Genomic DNA, 19,146 nt, shown 5'->3' on the forward strand with positions numbered 1-19,146 from the left:
GATAACGTGATGAGCATTCCCATTCATTGAGTAAACGCGGTATATTAAAGCTCTAAGAATAAGACATAACATGTGTGCTTATAAGGAGTGAATCATGATAAAGCGCTTGAGTACTGCTCTACTTGCAACCTTATCGCTAGGGGTTGTACCGATGATAACTAGCTGCTCTATGCCGCAAAATGATCCAGCAAAACAGACCATACCGACCAACTCGGATCAATGGCAGGCGCAATTGGGTGATACCTTTGAGCAATTGCCTGAGAGCGATAGGCAGGTTTTGAGTCGCTATATGCTACGTATGAAGCTTAGCGGCGCTTATGAGTCAGGAGCGATGCCGCGTACTACGATTGAAAAAGCACTACTACAACAGCGCGAGTACGAGCGCCTGCATCCTGATAATCCAACGGGAGAAAAGAGCCCTGTTGTCGCCAATCAATCCAATAGCGCGGTAACTGCACAAACTTATCCCGTTGCCCTGCTCCCTGTCAAAACCAGCGACAGCGATAGTCTCAATCAGGTTAAAATGCAGTTTATGCTCTCCAATCACGGCAGTGTACCTATCGAGAGCTTTGAAGGTACGCTGATGATGAAAGACGCCAAGCTCACTCAGGGCAAAAAGTTTAATGTTCCATTAACGAGTTTTGTGCCGACTATCGAGCCTGAACAGTCTGGCAAGATTATCATCGATAGTAGTATTGAGGACATCAACGTCATGCGCGCTATTCGAAACACGCAGGCGGTCACTATCAGCATTGTTGATGGCACACTAACTTTGGCCGATGGTCAAACTATTGAGTTCAATAACGCGTTAGAGTAATATTTATTTTAAGTAATGTCTTAAAGTGCTGCCCACAATAAAAGCCCTAATCAGCAAGTGATTAGGGCTTTATTAATATTATATATTTCTTTAAGAATTATTTATTATTCTTCACCACTAAAGTAAATTCCTTTACTTCTATTCGCGTCTGTACCGATGACTATTAGCTCATTGTTCTCATCTAATAGCGCAACTCCCGTAATAGTCTCTCTAGGTGCAAAGCAAGGCGCACCGCCAAATGTCACTGTACTATCAAAGTACCTTTGCGACGTCGCTAGGGTGAATTTACCACTCATTCTACAACCCGATTCATCTTCACCCGTAAAAGAACCGTTTGATTTGACATCAAGAACGAGCTCACCTGCGTCTGTATCACCTGTAATATAAGCGATACCAGTAAATACTTTATTAATAGCAGCTAGACTTTGTTTTCTGGCAGATAACGCGTCGTCGTAGTCTACTTCATAGGTAGTAGATCTTGAGGGTACATCAAATATTCGCCCTTTTATTGTCTTAGCTGTTTTATAATTGCCAGTAATCGTCACATCAAAAGAACTTCTATCATCATAAGAATAGTTCTTACCATTGACGCTAAACTCGCCACTATTACCTACTACGTTCTGATTGGTACTTACAAATCCTAGTGGATACACATCCGGCAGATTGTCAGAATAGACCACCCATATTCTTTTGTTGTCATCTACTAAGCCCTGCGCGATCTCACCTTGTCCTGTGATACCTGTGTAAATACCTGACAGTAGCACACTAGCAGGTTCAACCGGTTCGCTAGGAGGATTACCAGAGTCTGTAGGTGGATTTGTAGGGTTGGATGGATTAGAAGGATTGGTAGGAGTAGAAGGTTTGATTGGTTTTGGTATACCAGGCATTACTCCTGGTCTAGAGTCATCACTACCACAGCCCAAAAGACTGGCACTCATAACAGCCAACAGTATTATTTTTTTCATTATTACGACCTTGAGTTTAAAGAGGTCAAAATAATAAACATTAATTCACTTACAATCAATCATTAAGTTTACTTAATTTTAATTTTTGTCCAATAAAGAAAAAGCCCTAATCAGCAAGTGATTAGGGCTTTTCTTTAAAATATTAACTATCAAATTTGGCGGAGACGGAGAGATTCGAACTCTCGAAGGGCTATGAACCCTTGTCGGTTTTCAAGACCGGTGCATTCAACCGCTCTGCCACGTCTCCATTTGTGCATCATTATAGCGATATGATATGAGAATGCAAGCGCGTAGCTCAAAAAAATCAAATTATTTTGCCGATGCTTTTAGTTATGGCGATGCGCTTTGCTCGATGCTAGATGTAAGCACATATCAAGCAGCCTATTAGCATAACCCCATTCATTATCGTACCAAGCAAACACTTTGTACTGACTGCCCACCTGCATGAGCTGCTGACCATCGATAATCAGCGACTCTGGCTGATGGATAAAATCACTCGATACCAACGGCTCATCGGTATAAGCCATAATCCCCAATAGATGCGTTTGACTAGCTGTTAGTAGTGCACTCTTTATAGCGTCAATACTGACATCGGGCGTATTCAAAACAAAGGTAACATCTATGGCAGCGACATCGATAGTCGGTACGCGAATAGAATGCCCATTAATCTTGTCGACCATTGCGGGTAGGACGCGTTCGGTGGCGGCGATACTACTTGATGTAGTTGGGATAATATTGTGACCTGAAGCTCGAGCGCGGCGCGGATCGCGGTGCGCTTGATCGAGGACGTTTTGATCAGCAGTCACCGCATGAATCTCTGTCATCATCGCTGAGCGTACACCAAAGGCTTTGTCCAACGTGTCGATAAGTGGTACTAGGGCTTGTGTGGTACAAGAGACGCTTGAGATAATCGGTAGCTTGCAGGTAAGCATATCAGTATTAACACCCATGACGATACAAGCATCAACCGTATCAAAGGGAGCTGCGCCTATGATCACCTGCCGCGCACCTGCGTCAATATGCATGCTAGCTTGCTCGTAAGAGCGAAAATGACCTGTGCATTCTAGTACAACGTCAATCTCAAGCGTCGCCCACAACAATTGCGAAGGATTAGGCTCACTAAGCATACGAATACAGTAAGTATGGCTGTTTTTGGTCAAGCACAGCTGCGTCTCACTATCATCCTCTATGATATCGGCGCTCACCCCAAGACGGCTTAGGCGTCCATGAGTGCTATCGAACTTTAACAGATGCAACAAGATATCAGCAGGCGCTAAGTCATTAATAGCGACGATGTGGATAGCACGTCCAAGCACCTCAAAGCGCTCTATCATGGCTCGTAGCACATTGCGCCCGATACGACCAAAACCATTAATCGCCACCCGCAGTGGCTGAGCATGCGCGCTAGTGACAGCGGTATTTTTGATAGGATTGGGCGTCAATTGATAAATAGCGCTAGAAAAATCAGGCATAAAAAGGCATCGCTATAAAAGGTAGGGACAGAGCGCTTATCATTGTGACATAGCGACTGTTTAAAGTACGATAATACTTAAAGCACGATAACAACCAAAGCACGGTAACACTCAAAGCACGATAATTTAAGGCGAGATAAATATGAGTGCCAAGCGAATAGCATTATAGTCCACGCTTTGTTTAAGACTCTCGTAAATAGGCTTAATCTTGACGCTACCATCATCGTTAAAGTCATTAGGATTATTGGCCACTTTAATCGCTACATAAGCATTACCAACAGCGGTCATGACTTCATCATTAGGACGCAGATGATCACAGGCAAGGCTTGGATCTTGGCGTTTGAGCTCACTGATATGACGCATGATTGTCGACTGCGCCAGCTCGCGCTCTTGCGCGATCTCGGCAATGGACAAGCTCTCCTCCAGCAGCATCTTAGTCAATAATAGCGTGCTTTCTGACTTATCAGCGACTTGGTTGCCTAGTTTTTGCTTTTTGTCCTGCACCGCTTTTATGCGCTCGCGGCGACGCTTTTGTAGACCCTCATAAGCATCGATTACTGATTGACTCAGGGTGCCACCTGACTTTAGGATGAACTTATCATGCGCCTGTTTCATGCTTTTGTCATCAAGCATCGCGTAATTGGCATCCGCTTCTTCTGATAGTGTCAAAAAGCGCTTGTCGGCTCCGCGTGCTAATGGGTCTAGTTGCAAGCTCATATCGTTCATGCCAAGCAGTTGTAGTCCTGCCAGTGACTTAAGGCGTGAGAGCGCGACATAACCCTGACCCAGCTCAAAGGTACGCGACAGATCAATCTCAGCGGCGTCCAAGGTCATGCCTTGCGATTTATGGATAGTAATCGCCCATGCTAAGCACAGCGGCACTTGCTCATAGCTTGCCAATACCTCTCCGCTCTCATCTTCGATGATCCATTCCTCTACCTCAGCGACGACCTCGCGCCCTGAGTTGAGCCTGACGACGGGCATCTTTTGCGTAGCAGGTTGTTTAGATTTAGACCTTTCTTGTTGTTTTGCACTTTTTTGCTCGGTGCTGACCCCATCATTATCATCGATTTCAATAGCTTTTTTATCGCTCGCTATTAAAGCATCATTTTGGGCTTTGTCCTTGTCATCGATTTTTACTGCGGCAAAACCAACCAATTCGCCCATCGTGCCATTAGAGACGCCAAGCTCAGTGTTATTTTTGATAAACATCACTTTAGCACCGACCTTTAGCGTCAGATCATTTTGGGTACGTACGGTTTTTTTGAGCGTATCAACGAGCTTACTATCCCCTGTGGCACTTGCCTCAAAGCGCATGGTCTCGCCCTCTAACGCGGCAAGCTCCTTGTCATTGATCTTATTAACATTGAGATTATGGGTATATAACCGTGTGCGACTGATATCGACGTCTTGATCGTAGGTTGCCTCTAGCGCCTCGATAGCCTCAAAGGTGACTTCTTGACGCCTAATTTGATTGAGAATGTCATCCAAATCTAAACCACCATTTGCCGCCTCGCTTACCTGCCGATGCTGCTCGGATAAGTAGCAGATATGGAACTTGGCATCAAGCCAAGCCTCAGACATAAAGGCAAACTTGTCCCGATTGCTCTCGCCGCGACTGCCAATAGGCGGCAGCTGAAAAAAGTCACCAGCGACGACGACCTGAATCCCGCCAAAAGCATTATCGTTTTTGCGCACGTGTTTGAGCACTTGATTGACTAGATTGAGCTGCTTGGCATGGAGCATCGATATCTCATCAATGATGAGGACAGCAGTGTCTTTGAGTCTATCGGCTAAAAATTGCTTACGCGATAAGTTGGTCAAATCTCGATCCGTCAGCTCATCTTTGATGCCAATGCCCGACCAGCTATGTATCGTCGTGCCATTCATATGCGTTGCAGCAATACCAGTGCTAGCCGTCACTGCAACAGGGACGCGGCGTGCACGCAGATAATTAATATATTGATTGAGGGTATAAGTCTTGCCTGAGCCTGCTGAGCCAGTCAAAAAGACATTTTGGCCTGTTTGCAAGATATCAAGAGCAGAAGATTGACGCATAGATCCAAACCAGTAGTCTAAAAGATAAGTGAGCTACCAAGGCGCGGTAGGCTAAATAAATGGCAATTATTATAACAGCTCATCAGGCTTTGCGAACCTTTTTAACAACTTGCGCATTGATAACTTAAAGTTATCGCAGCACTAACATATGACTATTATTAGTCACTATCACTTCTTACAAAAGCTTAGTAGGATAAGGTAATAGCTTTTATATAAAACACCGCTAAGAGTAAAAGCTATTTTATAAATACTTAATTTTATTATATTTTTTATACGCTATTAAGTAGACCCACAGGCAAGAGTTAGCCTGTACTGATAGCACCAACTTAACAAGGAATCGTTTATGTTATACCCCTATCCCAACACCCAAGATAGCACCGTTCAGTTCCGTGACAAGTACGACAACTTTATTAATGGAGAATGGACGCCGCCCACTGATGGTGAATATTTTGATAACCCAAGTCCTATCGATGGCAAAACCATCTGCCAAGTGGCACGCTCAAAAGAAGCCGATATCGAAAAAGCCTTAGATGCCGCGCATGCCGCCAAAGATGCTTGGGGCAAAACTAGTGTCACTGAGCGCGCTAATCTACTACTCAAAATTGCCGATAAGATGGAGGCCAATCTCGAGGCCATTGCTATCGCTGAATCCTATGAAAACGGCAAAGCGGTACGCGAAACTTTAGCCGCTGATATACCACTCGCCATTGATCATTTTCGCTATTTTGCCAGTGCTATCCGCGCGCAAGAGGGCGGCATCAGCCAGATCGATGAAGACACCGTTGCTTATCACTTCCATGAGCCTCTCGGCGTTGTCGGACAAATTATCCCGTGGAACTTCCCCATTCTGATGGCCGTATGGAAGCTCGCTCCCGCGCTTGCCGCTGGTAACTGTGTGGTACTAAAGCCTGCCGAGCAAACACCAGCTTCTATCCTGTTTATGCTTGAGACCATTGGCATCGCTGACATTCTACCAAAAGGTGTCGTCAACGTCGTTAATGGTTTTGGTGTCGAAGCAGGTAAGCCTCTTGCCTCCAATCCGCGTATTAATAAAGTGGCCTTTACTGGCGAGACCACTACTGGTCGCCTTATCATGCAATACGCTAGCGAAAACATCATACCAGTAACGCTAGAGCTGGGCGGCAAGAGCCCCAACATTTTCTTTGCCGATATTATGGATGAAGATGATGACTTCTTGGATAAAGCGGTCGAAGGTCTGGTTATGTTCGCCCTGAACCAAGGCGAGGTCTGCACTTGTCCCTCACGCGCGCTGGTGCATGAGAGTATCTATGATGAGTTTATCAAACGCTGTGTTGAGCGCGTCAAAGCCATTAAGATGGGCAACCCACTCGATACCGATACTATGATTGGCGCGCAAGCCAGCTCTGATCAATTAGAGAAAATCTTATCTTACTTAGATATCGGTAAAAAAGAAGGCGCAAAAGTATTGGTCGGCGGCGAGCGTGCCAAACATGACGGCGATCTTGGCGATGGCTATTACGTACAGCCGACGATCTTTGAAGGCACTAACGACATGCGCGTGTTCCAAGAAGAAATCTTCGGTCCCGTACTTGCGGTCACGACTTTTAAAGACGATGAAGAAGCGATGAGTATCGCTAATGATACGTTATATGGCCTGGGCGCTGGCGTTTGGACGCGTAGTGTACACAAAGCTTACCGCTTCGGACGTGGTATTCAAGCTGGACGCGTATGGACCAACTGCTATCACATCTACCCTGCGCATTCTGCATTCGGCGGTTATAAGCAATCCGGCATTGGACGCGAAAACCACTTAATGATGCTCGACCATTATCAGCAAACCAAAAACATGCTGGTCTCTTATAGTCCTAAAGCGATGGGCTTCTTTTAAACACTTGTTCACAGCGCTTTATGATTAGACCCATAAGGCGCCTCACTGATTAATGTTTATAAAGCATTAATCTATAAAGCAATTTCAAGGAGTAAGTAACATGGCTAATAAAATGAAAGCAGCTGTCCTACATGAGTTTAATCAACCGCTACAGATTGAAGAAGTAGACATCCCAACCGTAGGTGCCGGTCAGATCTTAGTAAAAATGGAGGCTTCAGGCGTCTGTCACACGGACCTTCATGCCGTTGAAGGAGATTGGCCAGTCAAACCAAGTCCACCATTTATCCCTGGACACGAAGGCGTCGGTATCATCACCTCTGTCGGCGACAACGTCCATCACGTCAAAGAAGGCGACCGAGTCGGTGTGCCCTGGCTCTACTCTGCTTGCGGACACTGTACGCATTGTTTAGGTGGCTGGGAGACGTTGTGCCTAAAGCAAGAAAATTCAGGCTATTCGGTCAATGGTAGCTTTGCAGAGTATGTCCTGGCGGACGCCGACTATGTAGGCATTATCCCAGAAAGCGTCGACTCTGTAGAGGTTGCCCCTGTCTTATGCGCAGGTGTCACTGTCTATAAAGGCCTAAAAATGACGGATACCAAGCCTGGTGATTGGGTAGTGATTTCAGGTATCGGCGGCCTCGGTCACATGGCGGTACAGTATGCTGTGGCTATGGGACTTAATGTTGCTGCGGTCGATATTGATGATGAAAAGCTAGCGTTCGCCGAAAAACTCGGCGCTAAAGTCACTGTTAATGCCAAAAACACAGATCCTGGCGAGTACCTACAACAGGAAATCGGCGGCGCGCATGGAGTACTAGTCACAGCGGTATCCTCTACAGCGTTTGAGCAAGCACTAAGCATGTTAAGACGTGGTGGTACTTTAGTCTGTAATGGCCTACCTACAGGCGACTTCCCAGTTTCTATCTTTGATACGGTATTGAACGGTATTACTATTCGCGGCTCAATTGTCGGTACACGCCTTGATCTACAAGAGTCGTTAGATATGGCAGCTAAAGGCAAAGTGAAAGCGACCGTTGCCGCTGAACCACTCGAGAATATCAATGATATCTTCGATCGTATGCGTGATGGCAAGATCGAGGGACGTATTGTGATTGACTATACCATGTAGTGATTAACAGGTAGCATTGCGATGTTATATCAGTATTGCTATCACTTGTCATTGAAACTCTAAAAAATGGTCGTATTGTTTTTGATGCCATACTATTAATAGTATGACTAAGAACAATGCGACCTTTTATGTTATGACAGGGCAATTTTGGAAAATCTTGACTAAAAGACAAGGAGTACACTATGAAACTTGCAGCGACAGCGTCTTGCGCCGAATTAATCGAGCTATTGAAGTCCAAACACGGCGATCTCATGTTCCATCAGTCTGGCGGCTGCTGTGATGGCAGCTCGCCGATGTGCTATCCGTTAGGCGAGTTTAAGACTGGCGCTCAAGATGTGTTCGTCGGTGAGCTGGCAGGCTGTCCGTTTTATATGGGTCGTGCGCAGCATAAGCTGTGGCAACATACCGATCTAACTATCGATGTGGTCAATGGTCGCGGCGCAAGTTTTTCGCTTGAGATACCAGAGGGTAAGCGTTTTATTGTGCGCTCTGAGATTTGTGCGGTAGATGTCGAATGATTCTTAGTTGATATTCATCACCCCGCGGCATTTGGGAAACTGGCTACAACCGTAAAATACCTGACCTTGACGCGCGCCTTTTTTAGCCACGCGCTTGAGCATCTCGCTATTACATTTTGGACAAGTCATGGTTTGGGCCAAAATAGTAGGCTTTTTAATGTCTTCAAGAATCGCTATTGGTTGCTCAAACGCCCTAAGCGACTCACTTTTGTCATCTACAACCTCAAACGGCGTCATAAAAACCGCGTTTTCGCTCGTAAATGGCATTCTCGACGGATCATCTTGTTCAACTTGACCTGACCACTGATGTACCTCACTACTCTTAAGCGTCTTTTTTGCTGTTAGTTTCGAGGATGATTTAACGTCTAATTGCCTCTCAGACTCTTTGGTAGTGTTAGAGTTGTTTTTCTTTGAAGTGCTATGTTTATTTTTTAAATAGGCTTTATGCTGCCGATTAGTACGCCAAGATTTATTAAATCTATTAGTCTCAATCTGCTCAACGATAGACTTGACCTCTTCTTCGCTGAGTACCTTATCCTGTTTTTTCTTTACATAAGAGGCCATACCGCTCGTTAGTACATGCTCTGGCAGCTCATCACGCGTCTTAAGCTCGCACTCACCAATGAAGGCTATCATAGAATGAAAGTAACTCATATCCAGCTCAAGCAGATCCGCTAGCGTTTTGATGTGTAGATAATTCTGCCGAAGTGGATTTTGAAATTTAAATTTTTGACCATTTGCGAAGGCTTGCGTCCACTGACGCTGCTTTTCTCTACCATATATCCAGCCTTTATAATTCTTGGTTTCAATCACAAAGATGCCATACACTGAAACAATGATATGATCGATCTGGGTACTACCGTCATTAGCTAGTGGCAAGGTAATATTGTTTAAACGATGATAAATGTCTTTTTCAAGCTTGAGCCACATAGCGACATTAATAACGGTTTCGCCCAAAACACCTTTGAAACTGGACATAAGAGACATGGTTTTTATCCTTAACCTATATTCTTAGAATAGTTATCTAACTGGCACTTCCATCACCAGTACCTGCGCCTTGCTAATGACATCCATCGCAAACTTATTCGTCTCGGTAATACCCAAGCCATCACGCGGCTGCAATACAGTGCCATCGATAATCACACTGCCTGAAATCATAAAGACATAAGCGCCACTGCTGGTGTCATTTAAGGCATAAGTTTTGGTCACGCCTGCATCAAACTCACCGACACTAAACCACGCCTCTTGATAAATCCACAAGCCTGCGTCATCTGCATTTGGTGATAGCACTTGAGCGAATTGGTTATGCTTTAGCAAATCAATAATACTGACCTGCTGATAGCGCGGAGTGACGTTTTTTTTGTTAGGTTCTAGCCAAATTTGTAAGAACTTCACAGGTATATCTAGGCTGACATTACTCTCAGAATGTACGACGCCTGTACCCGCTGACATGATCTGAATCTCACCACTTTTGATGATACTCTCGTTGTCCATATTATCCTTGTGCAACAGCGTGCCCGATAATGGAATACTAACAATCTCCATATTACGGTGAGAGTGTGAGCTAAGTCCGTGCCCGCCTTCGATATGATCATCGTTAATGACTTTAAGTGCGCCAAAGCCGACCCGCGCGCGATCGTAATAGTCGCCAAAGCTAAAGGTATGCTTAGATTTTAGCCAACCCTGATAGGAGCCGCCACGTTTATTTGCAGGATGATGGATAGTTTTCATAATATATCCTAGTTTGAGTGACCCTATGAATATGTTAACTCATAAAAAAGAGCTGCTAGATGATTCTAACAACTCATTTATCACTATTAAATTTTAGCTTTTAGCTTTTAGCTTTTGGCTTTTAATAAACAGTAGCCTACCACATACCGCGGCGATGATTTTTTACCCAGCGGTGCATGCCAAGCGTATTGAGAGTTTTCATATTGCTAAAGTTAGTCCAGCTTTGTACCTCTGGGCTAAACTTAACATTGCGATAGAGCTGATCCCAGCTTTGACCTGCGCGCTCAAGCGTCAGAACTTGCTTGTGCAAATCGACCATGTAATCACGTAGCGCCACTTGCTCAGCTTTGGTCGCGGGCGTGTAATGACCGATATCGATGATATCGACGTCTTGTGCGATGACCCAATCTAAAGTGTCAATCCAGCCATCATAGTAAAAGTCTAAAAAGTCATTGTATGGCATGGTTTTGTTTTGACAGACATCAGTACATTGTAGGGCTTTTTGGCGCGGGAATAGTACCATGGTCATGCTATTTGAATGACTAGGATCGACGCGGTGTAGCTCAACGGTCTCGCCGCCAAGGGTAATGGTCATGTCTTCATCGAACACTTTATCTGGAATAGCATACGGCATTCTCTCGCCAATGACAGGCTCGATCGCGTTTCTATGAGCGACGATGGTCGCGCCTTGCTGCTGAAACACTTGACTACCTGCTACCTGCCATGTGATCGGCGTGAGCATGGGTCAAGACGTTGTATTTGACAGGAACACCAAAGCGGCTTTGGATCTCTTTGCTAAGCCACTGGGCCGCGCAAGTCGCGCCTGCATCGACAACTAACGCGCCTTCATCAGTAATCATAACGATACCACTTTGGACTGCAAGCCCTGAACCATTGGTATGACGATACAGATTATCTTTGAGTTTGGTTAAAGTAGGTGCGGCATCATCACACATGCCAACAGTAAAGTCTGGCAATACAGCACGAGTCGTAATGTTGGATTTATCGACACTAATGCCCGTATCGGACGCTGCAGACGCCGCAACTGACAGGGTCAGACTGGCAAGAGTCAGCATGGATTTTTTGAATAAAACCATAATAGTCCTTAATATAATTGAAACAATAATATTGACTCGGCGACAAAAAAAGTTAGAGAATGGATAGATCAAATCACAAGAAGTTACTAACCTGTAATAATATATAACAAATAATCAGTAATTTGAAGTTTTAATTAACTGTCGTAGCGCATAGTTAATAAATAGTTAACATCAAACATTCATTATTTATTATAATGCTCTGACAAATGCTCATATCAGTTCTCATTAATTAAAGGAAGAATAATGAAACCATCAGTAAATACCACTCACGAATTAAGCAAAAAACGATTTCAAGACGCAAGTTATTAGGCGCCGCAGGCGTCGGTCTTGGTGCTCTACCGCTAATGAGCACCCAAGTGTTCGCAGCAGCAAACGATGCCAGCCGTCCCGCTGTACCTTATATGGCAAGCACGGCTGAGAAAAAACTCAATATTATTAGCTTAGATCGCTTGCAAGTTGAAGCACGCGCCGCTATTCCAAAAGCAGGCTATGCCTTTGTATCAGGCGGCGCAGGTGATGAGTGGACCCTACGTGAAAACCGCCGTGCTTTTAATGATTATCGCATTGCAGCCAAGCGCTTAGTCGGTTTAACCAACGATGATATCGACATCTCAACGCGTCTGCTCGGTCTAAATATGCCGTCTCCTGTCATGGTAGCGCCTATGGGCGCACATATGATGGTGCATGAGCAAGGCGAAAAAGACACCGCTCGCGGCGCAGGTCTTGCTAATACCTTGTATTGCTCATCGGGTGCCTCAAACGCAACGCTAGAGGAGATCGCCAAGGCCACTACGGGTCCAAAATGGTTTCAGCTGTACTGGAACAATGATATAAAAGTAACGCGCTCACTGTTAAGTCGTGCCAAAGCGGCTGGTTATACCGCTATTATCTTGACCGCTGACGCTCTAGGCCCAGGCCAGCCAGAGGACTTTAAAGCTATGGGCAGCCCATTCCGTCCTGATGCTACCTTTGCCAACCATGATCCTAAAAAGGGCGGTTTTGGTAACTTCTTTGATCAAAAGACCTCACTCACAACCGAAGACATTCAATTTATTAAGACATTCACAGGACTACCCGTTATCGTCAAAGGTGTTTTGCGTCCTGATGATACCGATAGATTCATCCGCGCAGGTGCCAATGCTATTCAAGTCTCAAACCACGGCGGTCGTCAGATCGATGGTGTCCCTGCTGGCATTACTGCCCTACCCCCTATCGTTGAGATCGTTGCTGGCCGCGTACCTGTTATCTTAGACGGCGGCGTACGTCGTGGTATCGACATCGTTCGCGCTGTGGCTATGGGTGCTGACGCCGTCGCTATCGGTCGTCCGATGATGTATGGTCTGGGCCTTGGCGGCGCACAAGGCGTACAATCCGTCATTGAGCACATCAATAATGATCTAAGATCAACCATGCTCCTCACTGGTGCTCAAAAACTGTCTGATCTAAACCCAAATTTCATTGAGATCGTCGGTCAAAACGAAGAGTACAGTACCTTTGAGGGCTAATTAGGTATAAACCTTGCAATTACCTTAAAACAAAAGAGCGACTAAATTATTTTAGTCGCTCTTTTTTATGCCAAAACGTTTCATTATTATCACTTATATGACTTTATCAATCTACCCACGCAATGACTGATAACTTTAATCGTACAGGGTAAAGTGCCAAATATAGTAGGCTACTCCCTTATTACCTATTACAATACAAACACATTTTACAGTGCGTCACGGACTATGAGTATGAACCCCGCAATTATGAACACCACCCTCGCCGCTAGCTTATTGCTATCCCTACCTACGATATCTCAAGCCGCGACTCCGCAAAAATGGCAACTGGATCTACCCAAAACTCAAGTAGACTTTCAAGTCGCCTACTTTGGCAATGGTATGGTAGAAGGTCAGTTTCATGATATGAATGGCTCAATCCGTTATGACGCAAAAAACCCTACGAGCACAACCATCAACTTTACAGTAAAAACTGACAGCATCGATGCAGGTGGCACTCTGCGTAACGCTTTTTTGCGCCGCAAAGAGCTGCTCAACACCGCGCAATATCCGACAATGACCTTTGTCTCCAAAAAGGTCAGCATGATTAACGCAAAAGAAGCGAACGTTACTGGCAATTTTACGGTGCTAGGACAAACCAAGCCGCTAACCGTCAAGGTCAAACTCAACAACGTTCAAAATGACCCTGCCACCCGTCAACCTGTTATCAAGTTTAAGGCAACAGGCACCATTAACAGATACGACTACGGCGTTACCGCGTTTCCAAACCTCGTTGGTAATGACATACCACTTGAGATATCAGGTCAGCTGGTAGCGGCGAACTAAGGGTTGCCAGATTTAAAAAAGAGTGACTAGAATATTTTCTAGTCATTCTTTTTGGTTCAAGGATAAGACGTTTTATGGCTTAAAAAGTGCTGTAGGGTGCGTTCCACGCACCAATATGCTTTTATTCTACTCAAAGTTAAAGGCTATTTCATTTACTTGGTCTTATATCAAAAGTATAAAAAGACAAATGATTAGCCTCAGCATCTGCTACTTTAACAGTGGGGAAATATGCGAGGTATGGGTCGGTTTTCTTTAATGGTTTATGCGTACCTCGTCCCTCGGCAAAAGCTATCGTGTTGCGCTCGGACGCAAAGTTTGTGAAGTAAGCGAAATATAATATTTAGTGTATGGTCATTTGCGTAAATAAACATATTCATCTATCTGTTTCCTATTCATGCGTTGATGCGCTGGGCGCATCCTATGAAAACTCACTAAAAACAACCTGAACCAACAATTGAACTAAAATATTGATTCGTGTTGTAGAATTTAAGACTAAATGATAGTCATGGTTTCCTCTAGCAAGCATTTAGGATCACCTTTAGTGAATAAGGAGACTTTATTATCTACTGCTTTCGTAAACGATCCACCTGTAGTACTCCAATCATTTCAGGGAGTTGGAACAGAAGTGATTTTATAGGGGTAATCTTGTGTCTTTATCTATATCAATATTGTCAAAAATAGTTTTCTTTAATGTGGACTCTGAGAAAATAGCACCTGATAGATCAGTAAAATGATTTATATGATCTGATGTGAACTTGAAATTATCAAAAGTACAGTTATTAAATACACTTCCCCCTAAACTGACACCTTTAAACACAACACTGTTGAACGTACAGTTTTCAAATACGTCTCCATACATTGTACAGTCATAAAAGCATTATATTGATAGCCTTTTGGGTCAATACGTGACTGAAGTGAAGACGATGTTGGATGGTTTGGCGGAGTGATGGAGTTGTTAGACATTTCATAAACTAGTGACTGCATGAGCTAAAAACTACTGGCTCATACAGTCATCATTATCATTGGCTCATCTCTTCAATATCACCTAATGTGAGTCCAGTATCTTCAGTACTATATATAACGATATCTTTATTATCTATTTTTCCGTCTATTACTAGTTTGCCGATTCTGTTACTAGCCTCTTGATTGCCTTGATCGGCGGCTTTTTTATACCATTCAAATGCTTTTTCGTAATCTTGTGGCACGCCTTGACCTTGTTCATAAAGGTCACCAAGATTAAATTGTGCGAGACCCACGTCTTGTTCAGCAGCTTTTTTGTACCACTCAAAAGCTTTAGTATAGCTTTGTGTGACGCCTCTACCAAAATAGTACATCGTGCCAATATTGTTTTGAGCATTAAAAGATCCATTATCAGCTGCTAATAAATACAATTGCATGGCTTTTTCATAATCCTGATCAATACCTACTCCACTTCCATACATAATACCGAGACTAAATTGAGCATCAGCGTATTCTTGATTGGCTGCTTTTTGCATCCATGCAAATGCTTTTTGATAGTCATTTTCTGTTCCCAAACCGTCATAATACATTAGACCTAAATAGTATTCAGCAGGCGCATAGCCTTGATCGGCAGCTACTTGAAATAGCTCAAAAGCTTTGTCATCGTCTTCAGGAACAGAATCACCCTCGTAGTAGGCAAGGCCAAGTTCATATGTTTGTTTAGGATCATTTTGCTTTACTGATTCAGTGATATTTAAAGGTTCCGCTGAGCAAGCTGAAACGGTTAAGCCGACTGATAGCGTCGTAGCTAATAATAAAGACTGAGTTAAGTGATTTAGGCTTTTTAGATCCATCAAATTCTCGTTAAAAACTATTTATTGAATAGGCTGATTCGGACTGACTTGCTCATAGCTTTTACCCTCTAGTACAGGTATGCAATTGACCTCTTTTTGCGACTCAGTAGGCTGGCAGTAGGGCATATTGCCTATATATTCATATACGGTTCCATAACGATGCACATCATTAGGTAACGGCTTCAAATAAACATTGCCCATATCAACAGTAACGGCAGTCTTCAAATCAGTACTCTCAGGTTGAGCTATGCCATCAATTGCGAACAGACGTCGCTGATAGCCTTGCGTATCGATCATGATATTGGCATCTTCAGCTATTGCATTGAAATAGTCTGCGTCCATCTCATCTGTAGCTATCTTTTGCATAGCGGGCAGCTCAAAGCGACCTGTGTCATCAGAGGTGTCTTGGATGTCGTCTGTTAGATAAACCGTAGCGTTACTAATGGGCTGTTCGGTTTGCCCGTCAATAAGCTGACCCTTTATAGCAGGTGTCACATAAAGTACTTCAGGCTCTTGCGCAATACAAGAAGTAGTTACCAGAGCTATCAGGCAAACGAGACTAAATAAGCTAATTTCACTTAAGATCTTCACGGTTCACTCCGTCTGGCATAGGAATACAGTTCACTTCTTTTTGTGACTCATTTGGCTGACAAAACGTCATATTTTCAATAAAGTCGTCTTCGACATCATTCATGCTTACACCAGAAGGCAATCTTTCAAGGTATATCTCGCCTATATGAACGTATTCAGGTACTTCAAAAGACCTGCTTACTTTAAGTCTTGGGAAACCGAAGTTCCAGTAAGACTTTCTTCTATAGTTCTCTCTATGCACTGCCATGCTGCTTTCACTTATTTGATTTAATTCCCAGTAATCAGGTGAAGAAGATACATCATATTTAATAGCAGGTAATCTAAAAAAACCATCTTTATTTGTTTCAACAAACTCTCTACTGGTGTAAATAATAGTTACCCCATCTAGAGGCTCACTAGTATCTTTATCTAATACTTGCCCGGTAACAATAGGCGTTAGGTAATACTCGGTAGTAGGCTCTGCCTGACAAGCAGTGAATGAGATAGATAGTAAACATAGTCCAAATAATAGTGGTTTCATAACTACCCTCTACTTACTAATGGCACAACTTGAATTCTTGATAACCAGATGAAACTACGCACATCTTCTTCACTAGCTACAATCCTCATTATCTTAATAAGTTGAACCAGAAAAAATTTTATAGAGGTAATTTTGTGTCTTTATCTATATCAATATCGTCAAAAATAGTTTTCTTTAGGGTACAGTTTGAAAAAATAGCTCCTGATAAATCAGTAAAATGATTAATGTGATCTGAAGTAAATTTACAGTCATCAAAAGTACAGTTATTAAATACGCTTCCTCCTAAACTAACACCTTTGAAAATAACATTATTGAACGTACAATTTTTAAATATGTCTCCATACATCGTACAGTCATATACTAAGACATCTGATATTTCACACTCTGAAAAAATAGCATCAGTAACCCAAACACCAACTAGATCTGTTGAAGTCATACGAATGTTATTAAATTTAGTATAGTCAAACTCCCCAAACTCGAACATCAGGTTGTCGATAACTAAATCGTTTAAGAATTGATTTTCGTAAACCAGACTTCTTAATACAGGTTTATTCTCTTTAATCGTATTAGAGATTAAAGAGCATTTTTCCTCGCCAGCTATATTATATATCTCAACTTTATGCGAGAAATTGGCAGTTTTGGTCATATTCTTGTTCCTTCTTTCTTAGGTTGTTTTCTTGAATACGTATTATTGCACGATGACCACGTTTTGTAGCCCAATTTGGAAGATTTATCCCTCTTTCTGGTAATTTATTTTCATCTTCAATTAATTCTTTATTTCGCTTATGAAGTTGTTCCCTTATATTACTTATTTTTTTAAGTAAGTCTTGACACTTTTTTCCAAATGGATTTTTAGGATTTTGGAGGTCATATGTGTTTGTAAAAGGATAGGGTCTGACGCCTGCTGGTACTCTAGGAAGTGATAAAGAACCTGGGAAAGGTATTGGCATAGGGGAAGCGATTGAAGCAGACAAATCGCTAGTTCCGTCTGTTAAACGATAAGTACCTAAATAGTTACCGTTTTCATCGTAATTATCTACAGTGATATTTTCATCACTATCAGAAGCTGCAAAGCTAGCAAACAAAGCCTCAGGATCCGACTTAGGAAATACTAAAGGCTCAGGTTGCTCCATCCTAGGCGCAGGCTGTTCAACCCTAAACACCTCAAAGTCCGACTCGGCAAACGACTGCTGAATAGCAATCAATTTAGCGCCGCAGCTCGTTACATCACCACTGCGGGCAATCGGTGCACCATCAACGATAAAGGTAGGATCACCTGTCAGAATAGTATAGTCAATCCCACCTAAAAGTGTTATAAACTAATTATCAAACCCAATTGTTATTATAAAGACCATGACTTACTCGCTAGATTTTCGCAAACAAGTACTAAAAAGCTTAGACGAGGGTATGACCTTTGCCGAGGCAGCTGAATTCTATAATCTCAGCCCAACCACCATACAGAACTGGAAGAGACGTGTTCATAGCAAAACAACCAGGCAAACCAAACCCTATAAAATACCAGATGACGTGCTACTTAATGATGTTAAAGAACATCCTGACGATTACATGTACGAAAGAGCACAGCGTTTTGGATGTAGTAAGTCGGGCATCGAGGCCGCTTTAAAACGTCTTGGTATCAGTCAAAAAAAAGACCTTAGAGCATCCAAAAGCTTGCCCATTAAACAGAGCTAAATATCTAAGTAAACTGGGCGACTACATCGCTCAAGGCTATGCAATTGTATACATATACGCGCGTGGCTTCGAGGCTGAAACCATTCGTTCTCATGGTTATTCACCTATTGGAACCCCTTGCATTGATTGCTATAACTGGCAAGGTAAAAAGCGCACCAACGTTATTGGTGCCTTATATAAAAAAGCGTTATTTGCCCTAGATTACTTCGAAAAGAATATCAATGGCGATATATTCTACAACTGGTGCAAAGACACGCTAATACCAAGCCTTAAAACTAAATGCGTGATTGTCATGGATAACGCTAGCTTTCACAAACGCGTTCAGAGATTGCTCAATAGACATGGTCATCGCCTGCTATTTCTACCGCCTTATAGTCCCGATTTAAACCCTATTGAGAAAAAATGGGCACAGGCGAAGTTTTTGCGCCAAGGGTGGATGGAGAATAATTTACCTAAACTGTTTCATGATATGGGTTGTACCAATTTTATTTTGGATTGACTATAGAAGTTCAGGTTTTAAAGCAAACGCATTGATAAGCCATTTT

19 protein-coding genes, 1 tRNA gene and 2 pseudogenes are annotated in these 19,146 nt (G+C 43.1%); 8 read left to right on the top strand and 14 right to left on the bottom strand.

The annotated features are described in order from the left end of the window. Positions 1–94: 94 nt before the first annotated feature. A complete protein-coding gene (locus ACR64J_RS08795) occupies positions 95–817 on the top strand; it encodes a hypothetical protein (protein ID WP_435949325.1) in 723 nt (240 codons plus the stop codon). Between the two features lie 104 nt (positions 818–921). Here ACR64J_RS08795 and ACR64J_RS08800 read toward each other — a convergent pair whose 3' ends face one another. From ACR64J_RS08800 to ACR64J_RS08815, 4 genes are all read right to left on the bottom strand, one after another. Continuing rightward, on the bottom strand, positions 922–1,782 hold the full coding sequence (locus ACR64J_RS08800) for a hypothetical protein (protein ID WP_435949326.1): 861 nt from the start codon (positions 1,780–1,782) through the stop codon (positions 922–924). Between the two features lie 156 nt (positions 1,783–1,938). Beyond that, positions 1,939–2,029, bottom strand: a tRNA-Ser gene (locus ACR64J_RS08805). Positions 2,030–2,108: 79 nt separating this feature from the next. Next, positions 2,109–3,254: a type I glyceraldehyde-3-phosphate dehydrogenase gene (locus ACR64J_RS08810; RefSeq protein ID WP_435949327.1), complete on the bottom strand. Its 1,146-nt coding sequence runs from the start codon at positions 3,252–3,254 to the stop codon at positions 2,109–2,111. 126 nt (positions 3,255–3,380) lie between these two features. Beyond that, positions 3,381–5,312 carry an AAA family ATPase gene (locus tag ACR64J_RS08815; RefSeq protein ID WP_435949328.1) on the bottom strand — a complete coding sequence of 644 codons (1,932 nt, stop codon included), beginning with the start codon at positions 5,310–5,312 and terminating at the stop codon, positions 3,381–3,383. Between the two features lie 343 nt (positions 5,313–5,655). Here ACR64J_RS08815 and exaC point away from each other — a divergent pair, with 343 nt between their 5' ends. The 3 genes from exaC to ACR64J_RS08830 all read left to right on the top strand — a co-directional run bounded on the left by exaC (position 5,656) and on the right by ACR64J_RS08830 (position 8,829). After that, positions 5,656–7,182 carry an acetaldehyde dehydrogenase ExaC gene (exaC, locus tag ACR64J_RS08820; protein WP_435949329.1) on the top strand — a complete coding sequence of 509 codons (1,527 nt, stop codon included), beginning with the start codon at positions 5,656–5,658 and terminating at the stop codon, positions 7,180–7,182. Positions 7,183–7,282: 100 nt separating this feature from the next. Then, positions 7,283–8,311, top strand: a complete 1,029-nt coding sequence (gene adhP / locus ACR64J_RS08825) for an alcohol dehydrogenase AdhP (RefSeq protein WP_317198620.1) — start codon at positions 7,283–7,285, stop codon at positions 8,309–8,311. Positions 8,312–8,493: 182 nt separating this feature from the next. Next, positions 8,494–8,829, top strand: coding sequence for a DUF779 domain-containing protein (locus tag ACR64J_RS08830; RefSeq protein ID WP_435949330.1), 336 nt, complete (start codon positions 8,494–8,496; stop codon positions 8,827–8,829). Positions 8,830–8,832: 3 nt separating this feature from the next. Here ACR64J_RS08830 and ACR64J_RS08835 read toward each other — a convergent pair whose 3' ends face one another. The 3 genes and pseudogenes from ACR64J_RS08835 to ACR64J_RS08845 all read right to left on the bottom strand — a co-directional run bounded on the left by ACR64J_RS08835 (position 8,833) and on the right by ACR64J_RS08845 (position 11,636). After that, the gene (locus tag ACR64J_RS08835; protein WP_435949331.1) at positions 8,833–9,816 is read right to left on the bottom strand and encodes an NERD domain-containing protein; all 984 of its coding nucleotides are present in this window, start codon (positions 9,814–9,816) and stop codon (positions 8,833–8,835) included. 33 nt (positions 9,817–9,849) lie between these two features. Further along, positions 9,850–10,560 (bottom strand): pirin family protein, encoded by a 711-nt coding sequence (locus ACR64J_RS08840; protein WP_435949332.1) that lies wholly within the window; start codon positions 10,558–10,560, stop codon positions 9,850–9,852. 136 nt (positions 10,561–10,696) lie between these two features. Further along, positions 10,697–11,636 (bottom strand): annotated as a pseudogene (locus ACR64J_RS08845) (MBL fold metallo-hydrolase). Between the two features lie 365 nt (positions 11,637–12,001). Between ACR64J_RS08845 and ACR64J_RS08850 the strand changes: the two are divergent. Next, on the top strand, positions 12,002–13,162 hold the full coding sequence (locus ACR64J_RS08850; RefSeq protein ID WP_435949333.1) for an alpha-hydroxy-acid oxidizing protein: 1,161 nt from the start codon (positions 12,002–12,004) through the stop codon (positions 13,160–13,162). Between the two features lie 231 nt (positions 13,163–13,393). Beyond that, the gene (locus tag ACR64J_RS08855; protein ID WP_435949334.1) at positions 13,394–13,984 is read left to right on the top strand and encodes a YceI family protein; all 591 of its coding nucleotides are present in this window, start codon (positions 13,394–13,396) and stop codon (positions 13,982–13,984) included. 631 nt (positions 13,985–14,615) lie between these two features. Here the strand turns inward: ACR64J_RS08855 and ACR64J_RS08860 are convergent. The 7 genes and pseudogenes from ACR64J_RS08860 to ACR64J_RS08890 all read right to left on the bottom strand — a co-directional run. Further along, positions 14,616–14,843 carry a hypothetical protein gene (locus tag ACR64J_RS08860; protein WP_435949335.1) on the bottom strand — a complete coding sequence of 76 codons (228 nt, stop codon included), beginning with the start codon at positions 14,841–14,843 and terminating at the stop codon, positions 14,616–14,618. Positions 14,844–15,003: 160 nt separating this feature from the next. Continuing rightward, positions 15,004–15,798 (bottom strand): tetratricopeptide repeat protein, encoded by a 795-nt coding sequence (locus ACR64J_RS08865; RefSeq protein ID WP_435949336.1) that lies wholly within the window; start codon positions 15,796–15,798, stop codon positions 15,004–15,006. A gap of 21 nt (positions 15,799–15,819) precedes the next feature. After that, complete coding sequence (locus tag ACR64J_RS08870; RefSeq protein ID WP_435949337.1) at positions 15,820–16,389, bottom strand: hypothetical protein; 570 nt, start codon at positions 16,387–16,389, stop codon at positions 15,820–15,822. Then, complete coding sequence (locus ACR64J_RS08875; RefSeq protein WP_435949338.1) at positions 16,373–16,909, bottom strand: hypothetical protein; 537 nt, start codon at positions 16,907–16,909, stop codon at positions 16,373–16,375. Before ACR64J_RS08875 ends, ACR64J_RS08870 begins: the two co-directional genes overlap by 17 nt. A gap of 118 nt (positions 16,910–17,027) precedes the next feature. Next, positions 17,028–17,555, bottom strand: coding sequence for a pentapeptide repeat-containing protein (locus tag ACR64J_RS08880; protein WP_435949339.1), 528 nt, complete (start codon positions 17,553–17,555; stop codon positions 17,028–17,030). Then, positions 17,527–18,042 carry a hypothetical protein gene (locus ACR64J_RS08885; protein WP_435949340.1) on the bottom strand — a complete coding sequence of 172 codons (516 nt, stop codon included), beginning with the start codon at positions 18,040–18,042 and terminating at the stop codon, positions 17,527–17,529. Before ACR64J_RS08885 ends, ACR64J_RS08880 begins: the two co-directional genes overlap by 29 nt. Positions 18,043–18,150: 108 nt before the next feature. Then, positions 18,151–18,225 (bottom strand): annotated as a pseudogene (locus tag ACR64J_RS08890) (hypothetical protein); the annotation flags it as partial. A gap of 37 nt (positions 18,226–18,262) precedes the next feature. On the opposite strand from ACR64J_RS08890, the gene ACR64J_RS08895 reads away from it, so the two are divergent. Both ACR64J_RS08895 and ACR64J_RS08900 read left to right on the top strand, forming a co-directional pair. Beyond that, positions 18,263–18,601, top strand: a complete 339-nt coding sequence (locus ACR64J_RS08895) for an IS630 transposase-related protein (protein ID WP_435949341.1) — start codon at positions 18,263–18,265, stop codon at positions 18,599–18,601. Next, positions 18,540–19,100 carry a transposase gene (locus ACR64J_RS08900; protein WP_435949342.1) on the top strand — a complete coding sequence of 187 codons (561 nt, stop codon included), beginning with the start codon at positions 18,540–18,542 and terminating at the stop codon, positions 19,098–19,100. The genes ACR64J_RS08895 and ACR64J_RS08900 overlap by 62 nt, the downstream gene beginning before the upstream one ends. Positions 19,101–19,146: the final 46 nt, after the last annotated feature.

The sequence above is a fragment of the Psychrobacter sp. DM8 genome (assembly GCF_051307025.1).
Lineage (GTDB): Bacteria > Pseudomonadota > Gammaproteobacteria > Pseudomonadales > Moraxellaceae > Psychrobacter.